Origin of the sequence: Devosia psychrophila, from assembly GCF_000971275.1 — a bacterium.
GTDB classification, from domain to species: Bacteria; Pseudomonadota; Alphaproteobacteria; order Rhizobiales; family Devosiaceae; genus Devosia; species Devosia psychrophila.
On the sequence record NZ_LAPV01000136.1, the window covers coordinates 12,279 to 30,296 of the forward strand.

The window sequence follows — 18,018 nt, forward strand, 5'->3', positions numbered from 1 at the left end:
GTGTGTGTACCACTAATTAGCCAGAGTGACGCGGCGCCTTTCCTCGAACTCAAGAGGATCGAGAAATGGTTCGGCGGCGTGCATGCTCTGCGGGGTGTCGATCTTGCATTTGAGCCTGGCCAAGCTTATCATCTGCTTGGCGAAAACGGCTGCGGCAAGAGCACCGTGATCAAGATCATGTCTGGCGCCATCAAGCCGAGCGCCGGCACGATTGTACTGCATGGCCAACGCTTTGCGTCGGTCACTCCGATCCAGGCCCTAAGCGCGGGAATCGAAACCGTTTATCAGGATCTTTCGCTGCTGCCGAACCTGACGGTGGCCGAGAATGTTGCGCTGAGCGAACAGCTGGTGCGGGCCAATGGACGCTTGGCCAGACTGTTTGATCGCAAGAGATTGCGGCAGACTGCCGAACGCGCCCTTGCTGCTGCAGGCTTGCCGACCGATCGTGCGTTTCTGGATACCGTCGTATCCGAATTGCCCTTGGCCTCCAGGCAATTGGTGGCGATCGCGCGTGCCATCGCTACGCGAGCCAGGCTGGTTATTATGGACGAGCCAACTACCTCACTGACCCGGCGAGAAGTCGATAACCTCATCGGGGTGGTCGAGCGGCTGCGCTCAGAGAATGTCGCGGTGCTATTCGTCACCCACAAGCTTGATGAGTGCTACCGCATCGGTGGGAATGCCATCGTGTTCAGGGACGGGGAATGCGTGGCGCAGGGCCCAATCCAGGGGTACAGCAAGCAGCAGCTTGCCGAATTGATGACCGGCCGATCGATCGAGGGGAAACGGTACCGGTCCGCGGCACCCTCGCAGCAGACGCTGCTGAGTGTCGAGCGCCTTGAGGCCCCCGGCATCCACCAGGTCAATCTTTCGCTTCGCAAAGGAGAAATCCTGGGCATTACTGGGCTTGCCGATTCCGGCCGCAATGAGCTTGCCATGGCCTTGGCTGGCATTGCACCGGCAATGTCTGGGACAGTCACGCTGGACGGAAAGACGATCCACATCCGCCGGCCTGCCGATGCTATCGCCCATGGCATTGGCTACATTCCCGAAGACCGTTTGGCCGAGGGGCTGTTTCTCGACAAATCCATCCGCGAAAACGAGATTGCCCTGATTATTTCGCGTCTCAGCAACGCCTTTGGCATTGTCAATCAGCAAGAGGGACGCCGGGTGGCGGCGCGTTTGTCTGAAGAGATGCGGCTCAATACCAAGGATCTCGAGCTTCCGGTCGGCTCGCTTTCGGGAGGCAACCAGCAGCGTGTACTAATAGGCCGGGCGCTGACCATCGCGCCAAAGCTTCTGGTGCTGCACGGCCCGACCGTGGGTGTCGATGTCGGCTCGAAGGATACGATCTATCGCGCCATTCAAAAGTTGGCGGAGGCCGGCATGGGGCTGATCATCATCAGCGACGATCTTCCCGAACTGTTGCAGAACGCCGACCGCATTCTGGTGATGAACAGCGGACAGATAGTCGCCGAAATCGATGCCGAGCAGGCCAGTGAGGACCAGCTCTACAAGGCAATCCTGACCAACGCGCCGGAGACTGCGCAATGAGTGTTCCCCCGGTTGTCTATTCCGGCGAAGGCCTCAGCAAATCGAAACGCCCAGGCCTGGGCGAATTGATCCGCAAGCGGCCCGAAATCATCACTCTTTTTCTGCTGATAACCATCTGCATCGTCGTCGGTGTGGTGAATCCGGCTTTCCTGCAGGCATCGACGCTGATCGACATCGGCCGTGCCAGCGTGGTGATGGGACTGTTTGCGCTAGGCGTACTGATCATCCTGGCGGCCGGCGGCATCGACGTATCATTCACTGCGATCGCCGCGTTCACCATGTATTCGATGACCCTGCTGGTTCAGAGCAGATTGCCGGACCTGCCGATCGCGGTCATCCTGATTATGGCGACCGTTGGTGGCGCACTGCTGGGCGTTATTAATGGGTTATTGGTCCACCATCTCAAGGTGGCGTCACTGATCGTGACGATCGGCACGCAATATCTGTTCCGTGGATTTCTGCTCTCGTTCATCGGCACGGTCTGGATTATGCAATTGCCGCCGCAGATGGGGGCGTTTGGCCGGAGGCAGCTGTTGCAGTTCGAATCGGCCAATGGTGCGGTCACTACGCTGCCGGTCTATTTCCTGGTGCTGCCGGTGGCGGCGATTATCACCTGGTGGATATTGAATCGAACCTTGATGGGTCGGGCCATTTTCGCCGTTGGTGGCAATTCCGATATCGCCAGCCGTCTTGGCTACAGTTTGCGGACAGTCCAGATCTTCATGTTCGGATATGCCGGCGCGCTGGCGGGGCTCGCGGGTATCATCCATGTCTGCGCAAACCGCCAAGCCAATCCGTTCGATCTAGTCGGCACCGAGATCAACGTGATCGCCGCCGTGGTTCTGGGAGGGGCGCGCATCACTGGCGGCACCGGCACCGTCTTTGGCACTATGCTGGGCGTGCTGCTGATCGTCGTCATCAACAGCGTCCTCGTCTTGGTCGGTATTCCCAGCACCTGGCAACGCCTGGTAGTCGGCGCCTTTATTCTGCTTGCGGCGGCGTTTTTCGTTACGCGCCAGCGCCGTAAATAACATTCAAATTCGGAGGCAATCCATGAAGAAGTTCCTCAACGATCCGGCCAATTTTGTCGACGAGATGCTGGAGGGTATCTACCTGGCACATCTGGCCGTCACCTACGTGGGTGACGATAAACGATGCCTGGTGACGGCCAAGGTCAAGCCGGGCAAGGTCGGCATCGCTACGGGTGGCGGTTCGGGACACTTGCCGTTGTTTCTTGGCTATGTCGGTGACGGCATGCTTGACGGCGCCGCGGTTGGTGGCGTGTTTCAGTCACCCAGTGCCGAGCAGATTTACCAGGTAACAAAGCACATCGATCAAGGCGCCGGCGTGCTCTACATCTACGGCAATTATAGCGGCGACATCATCAACTTCGAGATGGCTGGCGAGCTTGCAGCCTTCGACGACATCGCGGTCAAGCATGTGGTCGGCAATGACGATGTTGCGTCCTCCATCGTCGGCGAGGAGCACAAGCGCCGGGGCGTCGCCGGCATTTTCTTCATCTATAAGTCCGCCGGAGCTGCCGCTGCCGAGGGTCTTTCGCTCGATGAAGTCACCCGTATCGCCGATAAGGCGCGCTCGCGCACCCGCACCATGGGCGTGGCTCTATCGAGCTGCGTGGTGCCGGAAATTGGGCACGCCACCTTCTCGATCGGTGAGGATGAGATGGAAATCGGCATGGGCATCCATGGCGAGCCCGGCATCAGCCGCAAGAAGCTGGCCCCGGCCGATGCGGTAATTGACGAGTTGATGGAACGCATCTTTGCCGAACAGGACTACAAAAAGTACGACGAAGTCGCCGTGCTGGTCAACGGCCTGGGTGGCACGCCGATGGAGGAGCTCTATATTTTGTTCCGCCGGGTTTCCCAAGTGCTGCAGCAACGAAACGTCACAGTCAAATATGTGTGGATCGGCGAATTTGCCACCTCTATGGAAATGGCAGGCGCGTCGATTTCCATATTGCACCTCGACAATGAGCTGGATCGGCTGGTGGCCGCTCCCGCTCGCACGCCATTCTTTCAGCACGTCGCAGGGTAACAGCATGACTGATCGAACCTTCACTTCTGCTGATTTGATTGACCTCTTTCAAAGCTGGAAGCAGTTGTTTGCTGAACAGCGCGAGTTTCTTATCGCGCTCGACGGGCAGGTGGGCGACAGCGACCTGGGCATAACTATGAGCAAGGCATTCGCCGCGGCCGCTGATGCACTGGCTACGGAGGGCGAAGCTGCCGGAATTGCCAAGCTGCTTCGGACAGCGGGCACCACGATGGCTCGAGCCGCGCCGTCGACCATGGGGACGCTCACCGCAACGGGGTTTCTGCGGGCCAGCAAGGCCATCGATGGCAAGGACAGGCTCGAAACGGCAGATATGGCGGCGTTTTGGCGCGCCTTTCGCGACGGGGTGGCCGAGCGCGGCAAGGCGAAAGTGGGCGACAAGACGCTCCTCGATGTCCTTGACCCGATCGCCACGACACTTGAGGCATCAGGCAGAGCAACTCTGCCCGATGCCTTGAAGGCTGCGGCCGACGCAGCGAGGGACGCGCTCGAACAGACCAAGTCCATGGTTGCACAACACGGTAAAGCCGCAGCGTTTCAGCAAAAGACCTTGGGACTGCAAGATGCCGGGGCGACTGTTGGCTATCTGGTGATTCGCCGCATGGCCGATTTTGTCCTTGGTCGTCTATGATGAGGCGCTCTGTTCTTCAGAGATCGTGCTCACAGATTGCCGGCTGTTCATGACTGGCAGCGAGCCAACGACCTCCAAGATCCCAGGGGATATCTCGGCTGATCTTTCCAGCGTGTCGGGCTGAACTTCGATTACTAGATCACTGATTTTGGATCGGTGCTGCAGCGCCGCACAAACGTGAGTTTGTCGAGAATGGCGGTGGGACCATCTTTAATTCAGCTTGTAGCGGCGCGGATCATCTCGATCCTTTGGGCACCTTTTATTTGGCAACGAAAGTTTTCCCGGCTGGTACGAGAGTTCCGACATTGAAGCGCTCAAGAATTGTCCGTCGTCAGATCATTTGGCTCAGCTTGGGTCGCCGATTAGCGGAGTATTGGCCTGGTCTTTGGGTTGATGTTATGCGGAGAGCTTGCGGTGCTGCAAGCGCCGATGCTGGATGGTCTGGCGTTTGATCCTTTCGCGCTGTTTGATGATGGCTGCGGCCCTGCCGAAGTAGGCGTCGGCTGGCGTCACGTTGTTGAGGCTCTCATGATAGCGCTGGTGATTGTAATGCTCGACGAAGGCGCCGATCTGGGCCTCAAGATCGCCGGGCAGGAAGTAGTTTTCGAGCAGGATGCGGTTCTTCATGGTCTGGTGCCAGCGCTCGATCTTGCCCTGGGTCTGGGGATGCATTGGAGCGCCCCGAACATGGCTCATGGCTTTGGCCTCGATATAATCGGCCAGTTCACCGGCAATGTAGCTCGGGCCGTTGTCGCTGAGCAGGCGGGGTTTGTGATGCACATGGGTCTGATCGCAGCCTGAGGCTGTGAGGGCCATGTCCAGTGTGTCGGTAACGTCCCGGGCCCGCATGGTGCTGCACAGCTTCCAGGCGATGATATAGCGCGAGTAATCGTCGAGCACGGTGGACAGATACATCCAGCCCCAGCCGATGATCTTGAAGTCAAGTGAAGTCGGTCTGCCACATCTGGTTGGGCCGCACCGTCCTGGTGTGGAACTGGTTTGCCGCCTTGATCACCCCATAGGCCGGGCTGGTGATGAGGTCGTGGGCCTTGAGAAGCCGGTAAACGCTTGCCTAGGAGACGAAGTAGCGGTGGTCAGCAGATAAAAGAGGAACAATATATCTGCGGACACGTAAGTTTGCTGAGCATCGATAATGATCGACGAGCGGCTCAGAAAGTCGGGTCCGGCGGGCCGCGGTTTTACACTGGCCTTGATTTCGGAGGTTGCCACTGCGTCGATGGCAGTGTTGTTTCGGCGGATGGGTAGTCTTTGGGCGACCTTAGCCAACATCGACGCCTTCGATGGCTGTAACAGTGAGTATCGGCGGGGCCCAGCATGGCCGTGCTGCGCGAGCTCAAGAGGGTAGGGTCTCGAAAATTAACTACCACCGAGTTCGATCGACGAATAACAAAGGCGGTGGACCACGACGCTAACAGCTCTCCTTGCAGGGGAGGACTCCTCTCTGCCTGTCACTAGTGACAGGCTTAGCGCCTCACTCCTGACCTTCAGACTGCCCGTGTGCCGTCCCAAAAGCTGCCTTACGCCCTGTGCCTGTTCGATCATCAGGTTAGAAGGGCGTTGCGCGTTTCAGTATCGACAAAGGAGGCTGCGACTGCGCCAAGGAGCAGCAGGCCCGCGAACAGCGCGATTGCGAGCGAGAAGTCCTGAGCGATGATGATGGCCAGGGCCGAAGGTGCCAGCAGGCCGCCAAAGCGCGCAACCGAACCAGCAGCACCCATGCCGGTGCCGCGCAGTGCCGTGGGAAACAGCTCGGGCGTGAAGGCATAGAGGGCGCCCCAGGTACCCAGAAGCGCAAAGCTCATGAGCAGAATGGCACCGCCGATCAGCAGCACATCGGTTGCAAGGAAAAACAGGACGCATCCAGCGGCGCTGAGAAGCAGAAAACCGATCAGCGTCGGCTTGCGGCCGATAGCTTCGACACCATAGGCCGCCAAGGCATAGCCGGGTAGTTGGGCCAAGGCGACGATGACGAGGAAGCCATAGCCACGCACATAGCCGAAGCCCTGTTCGGCAAGGCGGCCGGGCAGCCAGGTGAAAACGCCGTAATAGGAGACCGAGACCAGAAGCCAGACGCAGAGGATCGACAGCGTCCGTCGCCGCAACGATGGCGAGAAAATGCTGCCGCCAGAGGTGGCGGTGGAGGACGCGACAGTGTCGCCCTCCGCCAGTTCAGACTTGCCATTGACGCGCAGCATGCGGTTGAGCGTCCGGCGCAATTCGCCGGTCTGGCCAGTGCGCTGAAGGTGGAGCGGGGATTCAGGAACCCAGAAACGAAGAAAGATGCCGATCAGCGCCGGAACTGCGGTCGCCGCAAAGATCCAGCGCCAGGCATCGGAAGTTACATAAACGCTGGCGATCCAGGCAGCCAAGGCAACCGCGACTGTTCCCACGGCCCAGAAGCCTTCCAGCATCACCAGCCAGCGGCCGCGATTCCTGGCCGGCAGGAATTCGGCCATCATGGCATAATCCACTGGCAGCGTGCCGCCCACGGCCATGCCGGTAAGGAAGCGGAGCAGAAAGAGTACGAAGAGGTTGGGCGCGAATACCGAAAGTAGGCCGAAAATTGCGTCGCAGATCACCGTGACCAAAAGGACCCTGCGTCGGCCGAACCGGTCGGCCAATCGCCCAAAGAAGCTGGCGCCGATCAGCATGCCCAGGAAAAACAACGTCCCGGTTTGCAGCGCCTCGGGTACGGACACGCCGAAAGTCGCCGCAATGGAGGCGCTGGTGAACCCAACGGCGAGCACTTGCATGGCATCGGCAGCCCACACAAGCCCGAAGATCCCGAGCAGGCGCCATTGAAAACGCCCAGCCCCTGCACGCTCCAATACACCGTCCACAGTCAGCATTTCCGAACTCTCACCAAACGTCGCTGTTCTGAAGTGGGCCTACATCATCGATCAGTCTGTGGCACGCAATATACGCTAGGTCCACATTTTGACGGTGTCGGCGACACCCATACATGCTTGCCGCCGACGGTGCGTGCTCATGGCACTGAGTTCGCTGGGGTATATTGATGATGCTGGGTAAAGGCTGAAAACAGCCGGCATTACAAGAAGCAAAAAGGTAGGTTGGGAGGCGCCCCCGGCCGACAGTAAAGCGCCCATTCCGGCCCTTCAAGTGGCCTTGGCTATTTCCCGAAAGCAGCGAGGCCGCCAGGCGCCGCGACGTCTTTGACGGGGTGGTAATCAGAATGTCCGCTCGCAGTGTTGAGGTCACGTAAGCGGACCTCTGAATCTCTCTACGGCAGCAACCTTGGGTAGTCGGTGTAGCCTTCAGGGCCTTCGCCATAGAATGTGTCCTTGTTCGGTATGTTCAATGGCAGGTTCTGTTGAAGGCGTTCGGCTAGGTCCGGGGTGGCGATGTAGTCCCGGCCGAATGCCAGAGCGTCGGCATGCCCAGCCTCGATAAAGCGCTCTCCGTCTTCCTTGGACATGAGCTCATTTGCGATGACCGGGCCGCCGAACCGACGCTTGATCTCACCAAGCAAGCTGTCCTCTGCTTCAATCTCGCGGACGAAAATGAAGGCAATTTTCCGCTTCGCCAGTTCGGCGGCGACATAGCCGAAGATCGCTTTGGGATTGCTGTCGCCCATATCGTGCTCCTCGCCCCGGGGTCGGAGATGCACGCCGACACGGTCGGCCCCCCAAACCTCGATCACTGCGTCCACGATCTCAAGCAGGAACCTGGCGCGGTTCTCGACCGAGCCGCCATAGCGATCGGTGCGCGTGTTGGTCTTGTCCTGCAGAAACTGGTCGATGAGATAGCCATTGGCGGCATGCAATTCGACGCCATCAAAGCCGGCCGCCTTAGCCCTCTCCGCACCCCGTCGAAAGTCCTCGACGATGTCAGGGATTTCTTCGGTTTCGAGTGCCCGGGGAACGGGATGCGGCCGCTTTGGGCGCAATCCGGAGACGTGACCCGCTGCAGCGATTGCACTCGGCGCTACAGGAAGCTCACCATCGAGCAGGTCGGGATCGGAGATGCGGCCAACGTGCCAGAGCTGCAGGAACATGCGACCGCCGGCTTCGTGGACCTCCCGCGTGACGTGTTGCCAACCCTGGACTTGGGCATCGTTCCAGATACCCGGCGTGCCCCAATAGCCAACGCCCTGTGGGGACACCGAGGTCGCTTCGCTCAGGATCAATCCGGCACCAGCCCGTTGCCGATAGTATTCCGCCATCATGGCGTTCGGCACGCGCTCAATCCCGGAGCGTTTTCGCGTGAGCGGGGCCATGATAACGCGGTTCGGCAGCTCAAGAGCGCCTACCTGCAACGGATCGAACAAACGGGACATCTGCATTTCCTTGGCTACCGCAGATATGGGCCCGCTTCATTCTGTGGGCAATTGTCCTTCTGGTTGTCAGACCGTACACTTCAAGTCGCCAATTGGAGCGCATTTGGGATGGCACTTACCAACGCTTTTGCCGGGGTAGAAATCTTTATCGCCGTGGTGAAGGCCGGGTCATTCACCGCGGCGGCAGCACATTCTGGCATCTCTAAGTCGGCCGTCGCCAAGTCGGTGGCCCAGTTGGAAGGTCGGCTTGGCGTCAAGCTTCTGCATCGGACCACACGTCACATGTCGTTGACGCCAGAAGGCGTGGCTTATCTCGAGCAAGCCGAAGCCGCACTCGATCAGCTCCGGTCAGCGGAAGACGTCGCGCGGTCCAAGGCCAGCACTGTTCGAGGCGTACTGAGGGTGGACATGCCTGCGGCGTTCGGACGGCGGATCGCCATGCCGATCCTGATGGATATCCTTAGGGCGCACCCTGACCTTCGCTTGAAGGCCAGCTTCTCGGACCGGATCATCGACCCTGTCGAAGAAGGGGTAGACCTCTGTCTTCGGTTCGGCGAGCTGCCTGACCGAACCGACATTGCTGCCCGACCACTAGGATCACAGCGCCTCGTTCTTTGTGCCGCCCCAGGCTATCTCGGAGAAGCGGGGGAACTGACAAGCCTACGGGATCTGCAAAGTCATGCCTGCATCCTCGGAAGCAGACTAGGCAAAGCTGCATCCTGGCGCTTCGTTGATGAGGACGGGTGTGTGACGTCCGTTGATCCACCAGCGACACACCTGGTGAGCGACGGGGAGGTGGTCCTCGATATGGCGGTTGCCGGTTTCGGCTTATGCCAAATGCCGCAGTCTCTCCTGCAGCCTCACATCGATCGAAAAGAACTGGTCGAGGTGCTGCCGGATCGGTGCCAGGTGCAATCGCCGTTCAACGCTGTCTGGCCCGCAACCCGTGCGATACTCCCCAGGGTCCGCATTGTTGTGGATGAGCTCGTTCGACGGGCCAACGCTAGAGCTGTCTAGCAAGCAGCCAACGACCGGCTACGTCTGCTTCAAGGTCAGCTCCCACCGAGCGTGGAGGACCGGAATGGGGTCGCCTGCCGACTGGCGCGTCTGGGGTGGGAAGCTGCCTGTCCACTTTTCTGCCGCTCTAGTGAAAAGCAGACGTCCTTGATTGGGATAACGGAACATAAGCGAAGAAGCCTGCGAGAATTTGGCCCAAAGCAAGCCGGGACAAGCGCTACCGGCTTGCCAATGGCATTAGGATGTCGATTGCTGGCTTAGGATAACAACTTGAAGCGCTGTATCTTACCGCTTTCGGTCTTTGGCAAGCTCTTGGTGTACACCACGCGGCGGGGATATTTAAAGGGCGCGATAACGCTCTTGACGTGGGTCTGCAATAGCGCGGTTTCATCCGGGCCGCCTTGCACGCCGTCGCGTAACACGACATGGGCTTCAACTATAAACCCGCGCTCTTCGTCAGGAGCGCCGACGACTGCAGCTTCCTTGACGTCCGGATGCAGAAGCAGAGCCGCCTCGACCTCGGGGCCGGCGATGTTGTAGCCCGAGGAAACGATCATGCCATCCGTGCGAGCGACGAAGTGGAAGTAGTCCTCTTCGTCCTGGACGAAGCTGTCGCCCGTGACGTTCCAGCCCTCGACGACATACTCCGCCTGTCGCGCATCGGCGGACATATATCGGCAACCAACCGGACCGCGAACCGCCAAGCGGCCGACCTCGCCCCGGCCGACTTCATGTCCATCGGCGCTCAATACCTTGGCTTGATAGCCGCCAACAGGTGTGCCGGTGCAGCCCGGGCGGCAATCGTCGATCCTGTTGGTGATGAAGATATGCAGCAGCTCGGTTGAGCCAATGCCATCGAGAATGGGAGTGCCGGTCTTGCGGGCCCATTCGTGAAATGTAACGGCTGGCAGAGTTTCGCCGGCAGATATGGCAATGCGGAGGCTCGACAGATCGGCGCCGTCATCCATCGCTTGCAGCATGGCGCGATAAGCGGTGGGGGCCGTAAAACAGACGGTCGCCTTGTGCTGCTGGATGATTTCGATCAGCCTCGCCGGAGCCGCATCTTCGAACAGGGCCGCTGACGCGCCGAACCGAAGCGGGAAAATCGCCAGACCGCCGAGCCCGAAGGTAAAACCGATAGGTGGCGAACCGACAAAAACGTCGCTCTGCCGCACATCGAGAACCTCTTTCGCATAGGCATCTGCGATGATCAGCAGGTCGCGATGGAAGTGCATGGTGGCCTTAGGCTCGCCTGTCGTGCCCGACGTAAAGCCGAGGAGCACTACGTCATCACGCCCCGTCCGCACTGCTTCAAAAACCCTGCTTTTGTTGAGCGCTACCCGATCGAGCACAGCGTCAAAATTGGCCGTACCGTCAAATTCTATAATCTGCTTGAGAAAGCCGCTTTCGAGAGCCGCGGCATCCAACTCGTCACGCAAACGGGCGTCGACCAGCGCGTGGCTAATCTCTGCCTTGATGATGATCTTGCAAAGCTCGCCCGCGCGCAGCATGGGCATGGTGTTGACGGCGACGGCACCGACCTTGGTCACGGCGAGCCAGCACGCCACCATGGCGGGATTGTTGCCGGAGCGGATCAGCACACGATTGCCAGGCTTGATTCCGAAATCGTCCACCAAGGCGTTGGCGATCCGGTTGGTCCATTCCATCAGGTCCTGGTAGGTGCGCGTGCGCCCATTGCCGATCAGTGCGACATTGTCGCCAAAACCGCGCTCCACCATGCGATCGGTGAGTTCGGTGGCAGCGTTTAGGTATGGCGGGTACTGGTAGTCGCCCAGGTCGATCTCCGGCCAGGAGGCGCTTGGCGGCAGGTTGTCCCGCGTGAAGGTGTCGACATGGCCCGATGGACCCAGCGGCGCTTTTGCCAAAGCATATCCCTCGAATCAATCAATCACCTAAACGCACTGCAAGGCGCAGGTAACGTGGCCCAAGTTAGCGGCCCCCCCCCCCGGTCGGATCGGCGAAGACCTTTTAGGGTCTCCGCCGCGAGTAGTATTGTTATGGGATGTCGAGCACGGTGACTGTGGCACTCGTCAGTGCAGGCTCGACACCAAGCCATTTGGCATGGATCTTGGCCAAAGTGCCGTCCTTCTTGATTTCGGAGATCGCCTCGTTGACACGTTCCAGGTTCGGCGAGTCTTTTGGCATCATGATCCCGAAGCGATCCCCGGTTGGAATGTTCGTGAGGATCGACAGGCCGGGTGTCTGCTGGAAGGCATATTGATAGCCGGCCAAGTCACCGACAGCGCCGTCGAGCCGACCGGACCGCACGTCGAGCAACAGGTTCTGCTGTTCGGGATAACCGCGGACTTCTCCGAAGCCGACGGTCTCATTGTTTTCGTTGACCCAGGCCTCTGCTACCGACGACGATAATACGCCCACGACTTTGCCGCGCATGTCATCCATGTTGGTGATGCCGCTGTCCGACTTGCTGATCAGGGCCAGATCGCTGTCATAGTGTCCCTGCGCAAAGGACTGGCTTTCCAGGCGCTCTTCGGTGATCGAAATGGTGGAAATGGCCATGTCGATGCGGCCTGAACTGACCGCCGCAAAAATCGCCTGGAAGCCGAGATCCTGGAAAACGATGTCGGCGCCGAGACGCTTTCCGATTTCATTGACGAGGTCGACCTCGAACCCTTCGAAGCCTCCCTGCTCATTCTTGTACTCCCAGGGAGGATTGCCTGGATAGGCGCCGACATTGAGTGTTTCGGCGAAGGCGCTCATCCCCATCAATGAGACGATGGCAGCAGCAGAGGCAACGAAAGCGACGGCTCTCTTAAACGTTTTCATGCGCGTTTTCTCTCTCCCAAGTGAATATTCAGCGTCTGGCCCGCCCGATTTTCGAGCATGGATTGATAGATCGACAGCGTAATCCGGACGTGGTCGCTCAAAAGCGTAGCGGCAGCTTTCTGGTCCCTGTCTAGAGACGCCTGCATCAGCAGCGTGTGGTGTTCGTGCGCCAGGGCCTTGTGCAACAGGTCAACCGTCACCTCTGTATGCTTGCTCGATGCGCGCGGATTGATCACCGACGGATGAAACAGCAGCGCTTGGTGGTGCCGCTGCAACTGCAAGAACGTCGTTTGGTGAAAAGACTTCAGCCAGGCTGACTTTCCCTCAGCAATAAGGGCGAAGTGAAAACCATCATGTACCTCTACCCAACGCTCCCGCGCCTCGATGCCCTCCACGCCAATTGGATGCGGGGTCCGAAGCAGCTTGTGATGGGCCGCGATGACATTGCCTTCCCAGTCCAGCCCGCCGGTCTCGATGGACTCTTCCAATAGGCGCTGCTCGATCAGTAGGCGCGCATCCTCAAGATCAACGAGCTCGTCGAAAGAAACTGGCGCAACGCGCCAACCACAGCTCGTACCGGGCACGACAAGACGTTTCTCTTCCAGCATCGCCAATGCCTCGCGGACCGGCGTGGCGCTGAGCTTAAGCGTTTTTGCGAGCGTCGCCACCCGCAAGGGACTACCCGGCGGCACCGAGCCGTTCAGGATCGACTTCTCGATCTTCCGATAGGCCAGCTCTGTCTTTTCGACCTCAATCATGCCACCTTGTAAATCATATATGTTTTGACTAATCAACTACGGTACTAGGATTGATATAGGATCTCTCATGTCCGATGCTGCCCTACCTTTGAACGACTCCGATCTCTCGGCGCTGTATCGCAAAGACCGCTTCGAAATGCCGGAAGGGCTAATTTATCTCGATGGCAATTCACTAGGTCCGTTGCCCAAGACGGTGCCACCCCGGATGGCTGACGCAGTGAGCCGCCAGTGGGGCAACAGCCTGGTCAAGGGTTGGAACGAGGCGGGCTGGTTCAAACTGCCTAGCGTCGTGGCTGCCCAACTCGAGCCTCTTATCGGCGCCGAACCGGGCAGTGTCGCTGTCGGCGACTCCACATCGATCAACCTCTTTAAGGTGCTTAGCGCAGCTCTGAAAATGTCGGGCTCGCGCCGCCGCATTCTCTCCGACTCCGGTAATTTCCCGAGCGACCTCTACATCGCCGAAGGTCTCGTTTCGCTCGTAGGTTCCGGCTTTCATCTCATGGCTCTGCCGAGCGACAAGGTAGAAGCAGCGATCGGCGCTGACGTCGCCGTGGTCATGCTGACCGAAGTCGATTACCGCACAGGACAGCGACGCAATATGCGGTCCGTGACGCAAGCCGCACATGCCGCAGGCGCCTTGGTCATATGGGATCTTTCCCATTCAGCCGGTGCCCTGCCCGTTCGCCTCGCCGATTGCAACGCGGACTTCGCGGTTGGCTGCGGCTACAAATTCCTGAATGGCGGGCCGGGCGCTCCAGCTTTCCTCTATGTGGCCCCGCGCCACGCGGAAAGCCTCGTTCCGACCCTATCGGGCTGGATGGGCCACAGCGCGCCTTTTGCCTTCGAGTCTTCCTACCGACCTGCATCCGGCATTGAAAAGATGCAGGCGGGCACGCCGCCAATCCTGTCACTGATAGCGTTCAGCACCGCGCTGGAGTTGTTCAAGGACTTAGACCTTGAGGCTCTACATGCCCGGTCGCTGCAGTTGGGTGATCTGTTCATCGCCGAAATGGCGCGACGTTGTCCCTATCTTGAGCTGGCCACACCGCGCGATCACCGCCTTCGCGGCAGTCAGGTCTCGTTCCGTCACGCAAACGGCTATGAGGTGATGCAAGCGCTTATCGCGCGCGATGTCATTGGCGATTTCCGGTCGCCGGATATCATCCGATTTGGAATTACCCCACTTTACATCTCCCATGACGACATCATTCGCGCGTCCGCAACTCTTGAGCAGATCCTCCGCGACAGACTTTGGGACACCGACACCTATCGGGTCCGGGCGGCCGTGACGTGACACCGGTAGATAGGGGAGATGGCGAGATGGATCGGCGCGTCGCATTGGTTACCGGCGCTGCCGGAGGCATGGGACGGGCCATCGTCGATGCACTGATAAGGGATGGCATAGCCTGCTACGGCGCTGACATTGATGCAAAGGCCCTGGACGAAATGGGCGACAGCCTGGGAGCAAACTTCCTCGCCCTCCCCGTTGATCTGACCCAGCCTGATGCCATCGCCGACGCCTTTTCCAAGGTTCAGTCGCGGCATGGCGGCCTCGACATCCTCGTCAACAATGCGGGGACCTGCCTGATGTCGGATTTCCCGAACATCACGGCCGCCGAACTCGACCGGCAAATGGCCATCAATTTTTCATCGGCATTTCACTGCGCACAAAATGCGGTCAAACTCATGCAGGGGCGTTCCGGGGTTCGCAAGATCGTCAATATATCTTCCAACGGCGCCTACAACTTCGATGTTTTTGATCCGCCGCATTATCGCGCCAGCAAGGCCGCGATGGACTCCCTGACTAAGGATCTGGCGCGCCGCTTCGCCGCTGACCGCATTTCGGTAAATTCGATCGCCCCAGCCATGACGGAAACACCGCTTTTCAAGGTTCTGACGCAAGACGTGCTGGATCGCGCGATCGCGCAGATGCCGCATGGTCGTGCCATGCAGCCATCAGAAATCGCGGAATGGGTGCGCTTCCTGGTTTCCTCCGCTGGAGATATCTCCAGCGGCAATGTGATCATCCTTAACCAGGGCCGAGATGTCCGCTAGCTATAGAACTCTGGCGTCTTCTTCAGGCGGGGCCATTGCTCAGGCGAGTGGCCGTAGATGAGGAAGGCATCGGTATCCCGTGCAAGCTTTAGGAGCCGCGCGCCACTGGCCTTGGCCTGCTCGACGTCCCAAGAGCCTTCAAATCCTTCATCCACTTCGCTCGGACGCGAAATCGCGTCACCCGTGACGACCACCTTGCCGGTGTGCGGGAGATCTATCTCGAGCGCCAGCTGGCCAGGCGCGTGTCCGGGAACATGCAGGACCCGGAAGCCCGGCCCGATCACGGTGTCCTCACTGAGCAGTCGATATTCCCGATCGGGCCACTTTATGGGGCGCGCAGCGCCAAAGTATAGCGGTCTGTCCAATGACCGTTCGGCACTGGAGATCAGGATGGGAGCCCCCGCAAAGTCGGCGATGCCGCCAACATGGTCGATGTGAGTGTGCGTCATTATCAGGAGATCAATGTCGGAGACCTCGGTGCCGCTCAAGGCCAGCTGCTCGGCCGGCATGTTGTTTTCGGTCATGACCAAAACCTCGCCGAACACACCTAAATTGTCGTCCCGTGCCGCGGCTGCAGCTTCGAGGGCATAGCGCCGCGGAAAACCGGTATCCACCAAGACATTCTCGCCGGCGTCAGTCTTGATCAGAAAGCCACAGATGCCAATGATCCGCCCATTTGCATGAACCGTAAAAAGACCAAAATCCAACACGTGTAGCTCTTTTGGCAATCCAGTCAAGTAATAACTATTATTCATAGGACATTTCTCCAGTGGTTTACAGTGTAAATGGTGCGTCTTGAAAGTCAATATCCACACATTATTTCAATATCTTCTTGAAACCACGGATTCGAAGCCAGAGGCAATTGTTGGCTTATCGCTATCGCAGTCGCCGAAACTTGGAAGCTTTCTAAGCGACATCGATTCGGAGTTGTCCCTCGACTGGAACGGCGTCTCGTTTCGCGGTCTGCCCCAACTGCGCACCCACGTTCTGCGCGAGGCCGGCTTGTCCGCGGTGTGCGACATCGATGACGTGCTGATTACCGCTGGCGCTGCGGAAGCCAACTACCTCGCGATCATGCAATTGCTGCAACCCGACGATGAAATCGTGCTGGAAACCCCCGGCTGGCCACAGGCGGAGGTTCTCGCCAAAGCCATCGGCAGTAAAATCCGTTACGTGGAGCGCCAGGAAAGCGAAAACTGGCGCTTTCCGATGGAGCGCTTGCGGGATGTTTTGAACGCGCGCACCAAAATAGTCTTCGTCACCAATCCCAACAACCCCACGGGCCAACGCTTCTCCACCGAGGAACTGCAGGAACTTGCGGCACACGCGCGCGAAGTTGGCGCCTGGCTGATCGTGGATGAGGTCTATGCGGGTCTCGAATGGGAAGGCGAGCGCTCCCCTTCGATCGCAGGGCTCTATGAAAAAGGCATAACCACCGGCAGCGTGTCCAAAGCCTTAGGTCTGCAAGGTTTGCGGACAGGCTGGATGATTTGCCGCGATCCATCCCTCATCATGGATGCGATCATCCTGCGTGAAAACTCCAGCGAGATCATGAACATCATGGGCGAAGTGGTCGCCGAAGTGGCGATGCGCGCTGACCGCTACAAGGCGGCGCTGGCTGTAGCTCGGGCTGATGGGCTCACCAACCTCGCCCAACTCGACGCCTTTGTCAGCGCCCAGCCGCGTCTGTCCTGGGTTCGTCCGCGAGCCGGGCTGATAGGCCTCGCGCGCCTAGGCGATGGCATTGGCGCAGACGCTTTTGCCAAGCGCTTGCTCGATGCGCCGTACCGAACATTCCTGATGCCAGGCAGCGCGTATGATCAGCCCAACCACATTCGTATCGGCGTGGGCGGCGGCAGCACCGTAAACTTGAACCTGGGGCTGTCTAGAGTGAGCGCTCTCTTAGACCGGTGGCATTTGCCACGATAGTAGAGGAAACTCTGGCTTGAAAGGCCGCTTTTAAGAAGCTGCGGGCCAAAGATTACAGTCCGAAATGGGACCCCATTGCAGTCATCCGCAACAGGTTTTGGAAATCTTGAAAGCTGCCGCTTGTCTCGACCTTAAGACTTCGGATTTCGTCTTATATTGCTCAATTGAGCCGAACAATAAACGAGCAACAGTGGACTTGCTTTGGAAAGGTGGAGAGTTCCCAATGAAGGACGAGGAACTTCCCGATGCAAAAGAGACGATTTACGAAAGAGTTTGAAGCCGAAGCTGTTCGTCTGGTGCAGGCCAGTGGGCGCACGCAGCGCGAGGTTGCCGACGATTTGGGGATCGGGCTTTCGACGCTTGTGCGCTGGGTTGGTCGCAGTCGGGACCGTTTGATCGACGAGCCTGCCAAGCCCGGCTCGGAAGATGTGTTGGCCGCGCTGAAACGGCTTCGCCGGGAGAACGAAATTCTTCGGCAAGAACGCGAGATTCTCAAGCGCGCCGCCGCTTTTTTCGCCAAGGAGGGAAGTCGATGAAGTTCTCGTTCATCGATGCGAAGAAGGCAGAGTTCCCCATCAACCGCATGTGCAAAGTGCTTGGCGTCAGCCCGAGCGGGTTCCATGCCTGGAAGGATCGACGCCTGGAAGGATCGACCGGCCTGTTCCAGGCAGCGTCAGGACATGGTTCTACTCGCCCATGTTCGATCGGCGTTCAAACTCTCGAATGGCACTTATGGGAGCCCGCGCATGACGCGGGAGTTGCAGGATGAGGCGCATGCCGTCGGGCGTCGCCGCACCGCCAGACTGATGCACGAGAATGGCTTGGTGGCGCGCCAGAAGCGCCGCTTCAAGCGCACCACCGACAGCGAGCATTCC

14 protein-coding genes and 2 pseudogenes are annotated in these 18,018 nt (G+C 58.9%); 9 read left to right on the top strand and 7 right to left on the bottom strand.

All coding sequences use genetic code 11. The annotated features are described in order from the left end of the window. Genes WH91_RS14560 through WH91_RS14575 form a run of 4 tightly spaced genes read left to right on the top strand, consistent with a single transcriptional unit; the run spans nt 1 to nt 4,258 of the window. Entirely contained in the window at nt 1-1,554 is a 1,554-nt protein-coding gene (locus WH91_RS14560; RefSeq protein WP_046171739.1) for a sugar ABC transporter ATP-binding protein, read from the top strand. Further along, nucleotides 1,551-2,585 carry an ABC transporter permease gene (locus WH91_RS14565; protein ID WP_046171740.1) on the top strand — a complete coding sequence of 345 codons (1,035 nt, stop codon included), beginning with the start codon at nt 1,551-1,553 and terminating at the stop codon, nt 2,583-2,585. The genes WH91_RS14560 and WH91_RS14565 overlap by 4 nt, the downstream gene beginning before the upstream one ends. A gap of 22 nt (nt 2,586-2,607) precedes the next feature. After that, the gene (locus WH91_RS14570) at nt 2,608-3,609 is read left to right on the top strand and encodes a dihydroxyacetone kinase subunit DhaK (RefSeq protein ID WP_046171741.1); all 1,002 of its coding nucleotides are present in this window, start codon (nt 2,608-2,610) and stop codon (nt 3,607-3,609) included. Beyond that, a complete protein-coding gene (locus WH91_RS14575) occupies nt 3,545-4,258 on the top strand; it encodes a dihydroxyacetone kinase family protein (protein WP_244542462.1) in 714 nt (237 codons plus the stop codon). The genes WH91_RS14570 and WH91_RS14575 overlap by 65 nt, the downstream gene beginning before the upstream one ends. Nucleotides 4,259-4,654: 396 nt before the next feature. Here the strand turns inward: WH91_RS14575 and WH91_RS14580 are convergent. The 3 genes and pseudogenes from WH91_RS14580 to WH91_RS14590 form a co-directional block, all read right to left on the bottom strand. Continuing rightward, nucleotides 4,655-5,354, bottom strand: a pseudogene (locus WH91_RS14580) (transposase); the annotation flags it as partial. Between the two features lie 466 nt (nt 5,355-5,820). Then, a complete protein-coding gene (locus WH91_RS14585; RefSeq protein ID WP_046171743.1) occupies nt 5,821-7,128 on the bottom strand; it encodes an MFS transporter in 1,308 nt (435 codons plus the stop codon). 392 nt (nt 7,129-7,520) lie between these two features. Continuing rightward, nucleotides 7,521-8,576, bottom strand: coding sequence for an alkene reductase (locus WH91_RS14590; RefSeq protein ID WP_046171744.1), 1,056 nt, complete (start codon nt 8,574-8,576; stop codon nt 7,521-7,523). A 108-nt stretch (nt 8,577-8,684) separates the two neighbouring features. Here WH91_RS14590 and WH91_RS14595 point away from each other — a divergent pair, with 108 nt between their 5' ends. Continuing rightward, on the top strand, nt 8,685-9,593 hold the full coding sequence (locus WH91_RS14595) for a LysR family transcriptional regulator (RefSeq protein WP_046171745.1): 909 nt from the start codon (nt 8,685-8,687) through the stop codon (nt 9,591-9,593). Nucleotides 9,594-9,850: 257 nt separating this feature from the next. Here the strand turns inward: WH91_RS14595 and WH91_RS14600 are convergent, their stop codons facing one another. The 3 genes from WH91_RS14600 to WH91_RS14610 form a co-directional block, all read right to left on the bottom strand. Beyond that, entirely contained in the window at nt 9,851-11,479 is a 1,629-nt protein-coding gene (locus WH91_RS14600) for an AMP-binding protein (RefSeq protein WP_171910596.1), read from the bottom strand. 130 nt (nt 11,480-11,609) lie between these two features. Further along, nucleotides 11,610-12,401 (bottom strand): ABC transporter substrate-binding protein, encoded by a 792-nt coding sequence (locus WH91_RS14605; protein ID WP_052952856.1) that lies wholly within the window; start codon nt 12,399-12,401, stop codon nt 11,610-11,612. Next, a complete protein-coding gene (locus WH91_RS14610) occupies nt 12,398-13,159 on the bottom strand; it encodes a GntR family transcriptional regulator (RefSeq protein ID WP_046171746.1) in 762 nt (253 codons plus the stop codon). The genes WH91_RS14605 and WH91_RS14610 overlap by 4 nt, the downstream gene beginning before the upstream one ends. A gap of 67 nt (nt 13,160-13,226) precedes the next feature. On the opposite strand from WH91_RS14610, the gene kynU reads away from it, so the two are divergent. Both kynU and WH91_RS14620 read left to right on the top strand, forming a co-directional pair. After that, on the top strand, nt 13,227-14,453 hold the full coding sequence (kynU, locus tag WH91_RS14615) for a kynureninase (RefSeq protein WP_082102187.1): 1,227 nt from the start codon (nt 13,227-13,229) through the stop codon (nt 14,451-14,453). Nucleotides 14,454-14,479: 26 nt separating this feature from the next. After that, nucleotides 14,480-15,214: an SDR family NAD(P)-dependent oxidoreductase gene (locus tag WH91_RS14620; RefSeq protein ID WP_074797802.1), complete on the top strand. Its 735-nt coding sequence runs from the start codon at nt 14,480-14,482 to the stop codon at nt 15,212-15,214. Here the strand turns inward: WH91_RS14620 and WH91_RS14625 are convergent. Then, the gene (locus WH91_RS14625; protein ID WP_046171747.1) at nt 15,211-15,969 is read right to left on the bottom strand and encodes an N-acyl homoserine lactonase family protein; all 759 of its coding nucleotides are present in this window, start codon (nt 15,967-15,969) and stop codon (nt 15,211-15,213) included. The two genes, WH91_RS14620 and WH91_RS14625, sit on opposite strands and share 4 nt — an antisense overlap. Nucleotides 15,970-16,009: 40 nt before the next feature. On the opposite strand from WH91_RS14625, the gene WH91_RS14630 reads away from it, so the two are divergent. Continuing rightward, nucleotides 16,010-17,143: an aminotransferase class I/II-fold pyridoxal phosphate-dependent enzyme gene (locus tag WH91_RS14630; RefSeq protein ID WP_046171748.1), complete on the top strand. Its 1,134-nt coding sequence runs from the start codon at nt 16,010-16,012 to the stop codon at nt 17,141-17,143. Between the two features lie 245 nt (nt 17,144-17,388). Next, nucleotides 17,389-18,018 (top strand): annotated as a pseudogene (locus WH91_RS25505) (IS3 family transposase); the annotation flags it as partial.

Bases quoted from the DNA above. Each gene is read 5' to 3' on its own strand.
- WH91_RS14585 (WP_046171743.1), bottom strand. From the start codon at position 7,128: ATGCTGACTGTGGACGGTGTATTGGAGCGTGCAGGGGCTGGGCGTTTT.
- WH91_RS14595 (WP_046171745.1), top strand. From the start codon at position 8,685: ATGGCACTTACCAACGCTTTTGCCGGGGTAGAAATCTTTATCGCCGTG.
- WH91_RS14605 (WP_052952856.1), bottom strand. From the start codon at position 12,401: ATGAAAACGTTTAAGAGAGCCGTCGCTTTCGTTGCCTCTGCTGCTGCC.
- WH91_RS14620 (WP_074797802.1), top strand. From the start codon at position 14,480: ATGGATCGGCGCGTCGCATTGGTTACCGGCGCTGCCGGAGGCATGGGA.
- WH91_RS14610 (WP_046171746.1), bottom strand. From the start codon at position 13,159: ATGATTGAGGTCGAAAAGACAGAGCTGGCCTATCGGAAGATCGAGAAG.
- WH91_RS14565 (WP_046171740.1), top strand. From the start codon at position 1,551: ATGAGTGTTCCCCCGGTTGTCTATTCCGGCGAAGGCCTCAGCAAATCG.
- WH91_RS14570 (WP_046171741.1), top strand. From the start codon at position 2,608: ATGAAGAAGTTCCTCAACGATCCGGCCAATTTTGTCGACGAGATGCTG.
- kynU (WP_082102187.1), top strand. From the start codon at position 13,227: ATGTCCGATGCTGCCCTACCTTTGAACGACTCCGATCTCTCGGCGCTG.
- WH91_RS14575 (WP_244542462.1), top strand. From the start codon at position 3,545: ATGAGCTGGATCGGCTGGTGGCCGCTCCCGCTCGCACGCCATTCTTTC.
- WH91_RS14625 (WP_046171747.1), bottom strand. From the start codon at position 15,969: ATGAATAATAGTTATTACTTGACTGGATTGCCAAAAGAGCTACACGTG.
- WH91_RS14590 (WP_046171744.1), bottom strand. From the start codon at position 8,576: ATGTCCCGTTTGTTCGATCCGTTGCAGGTAGGCGCTCTTGAGCTGCCG.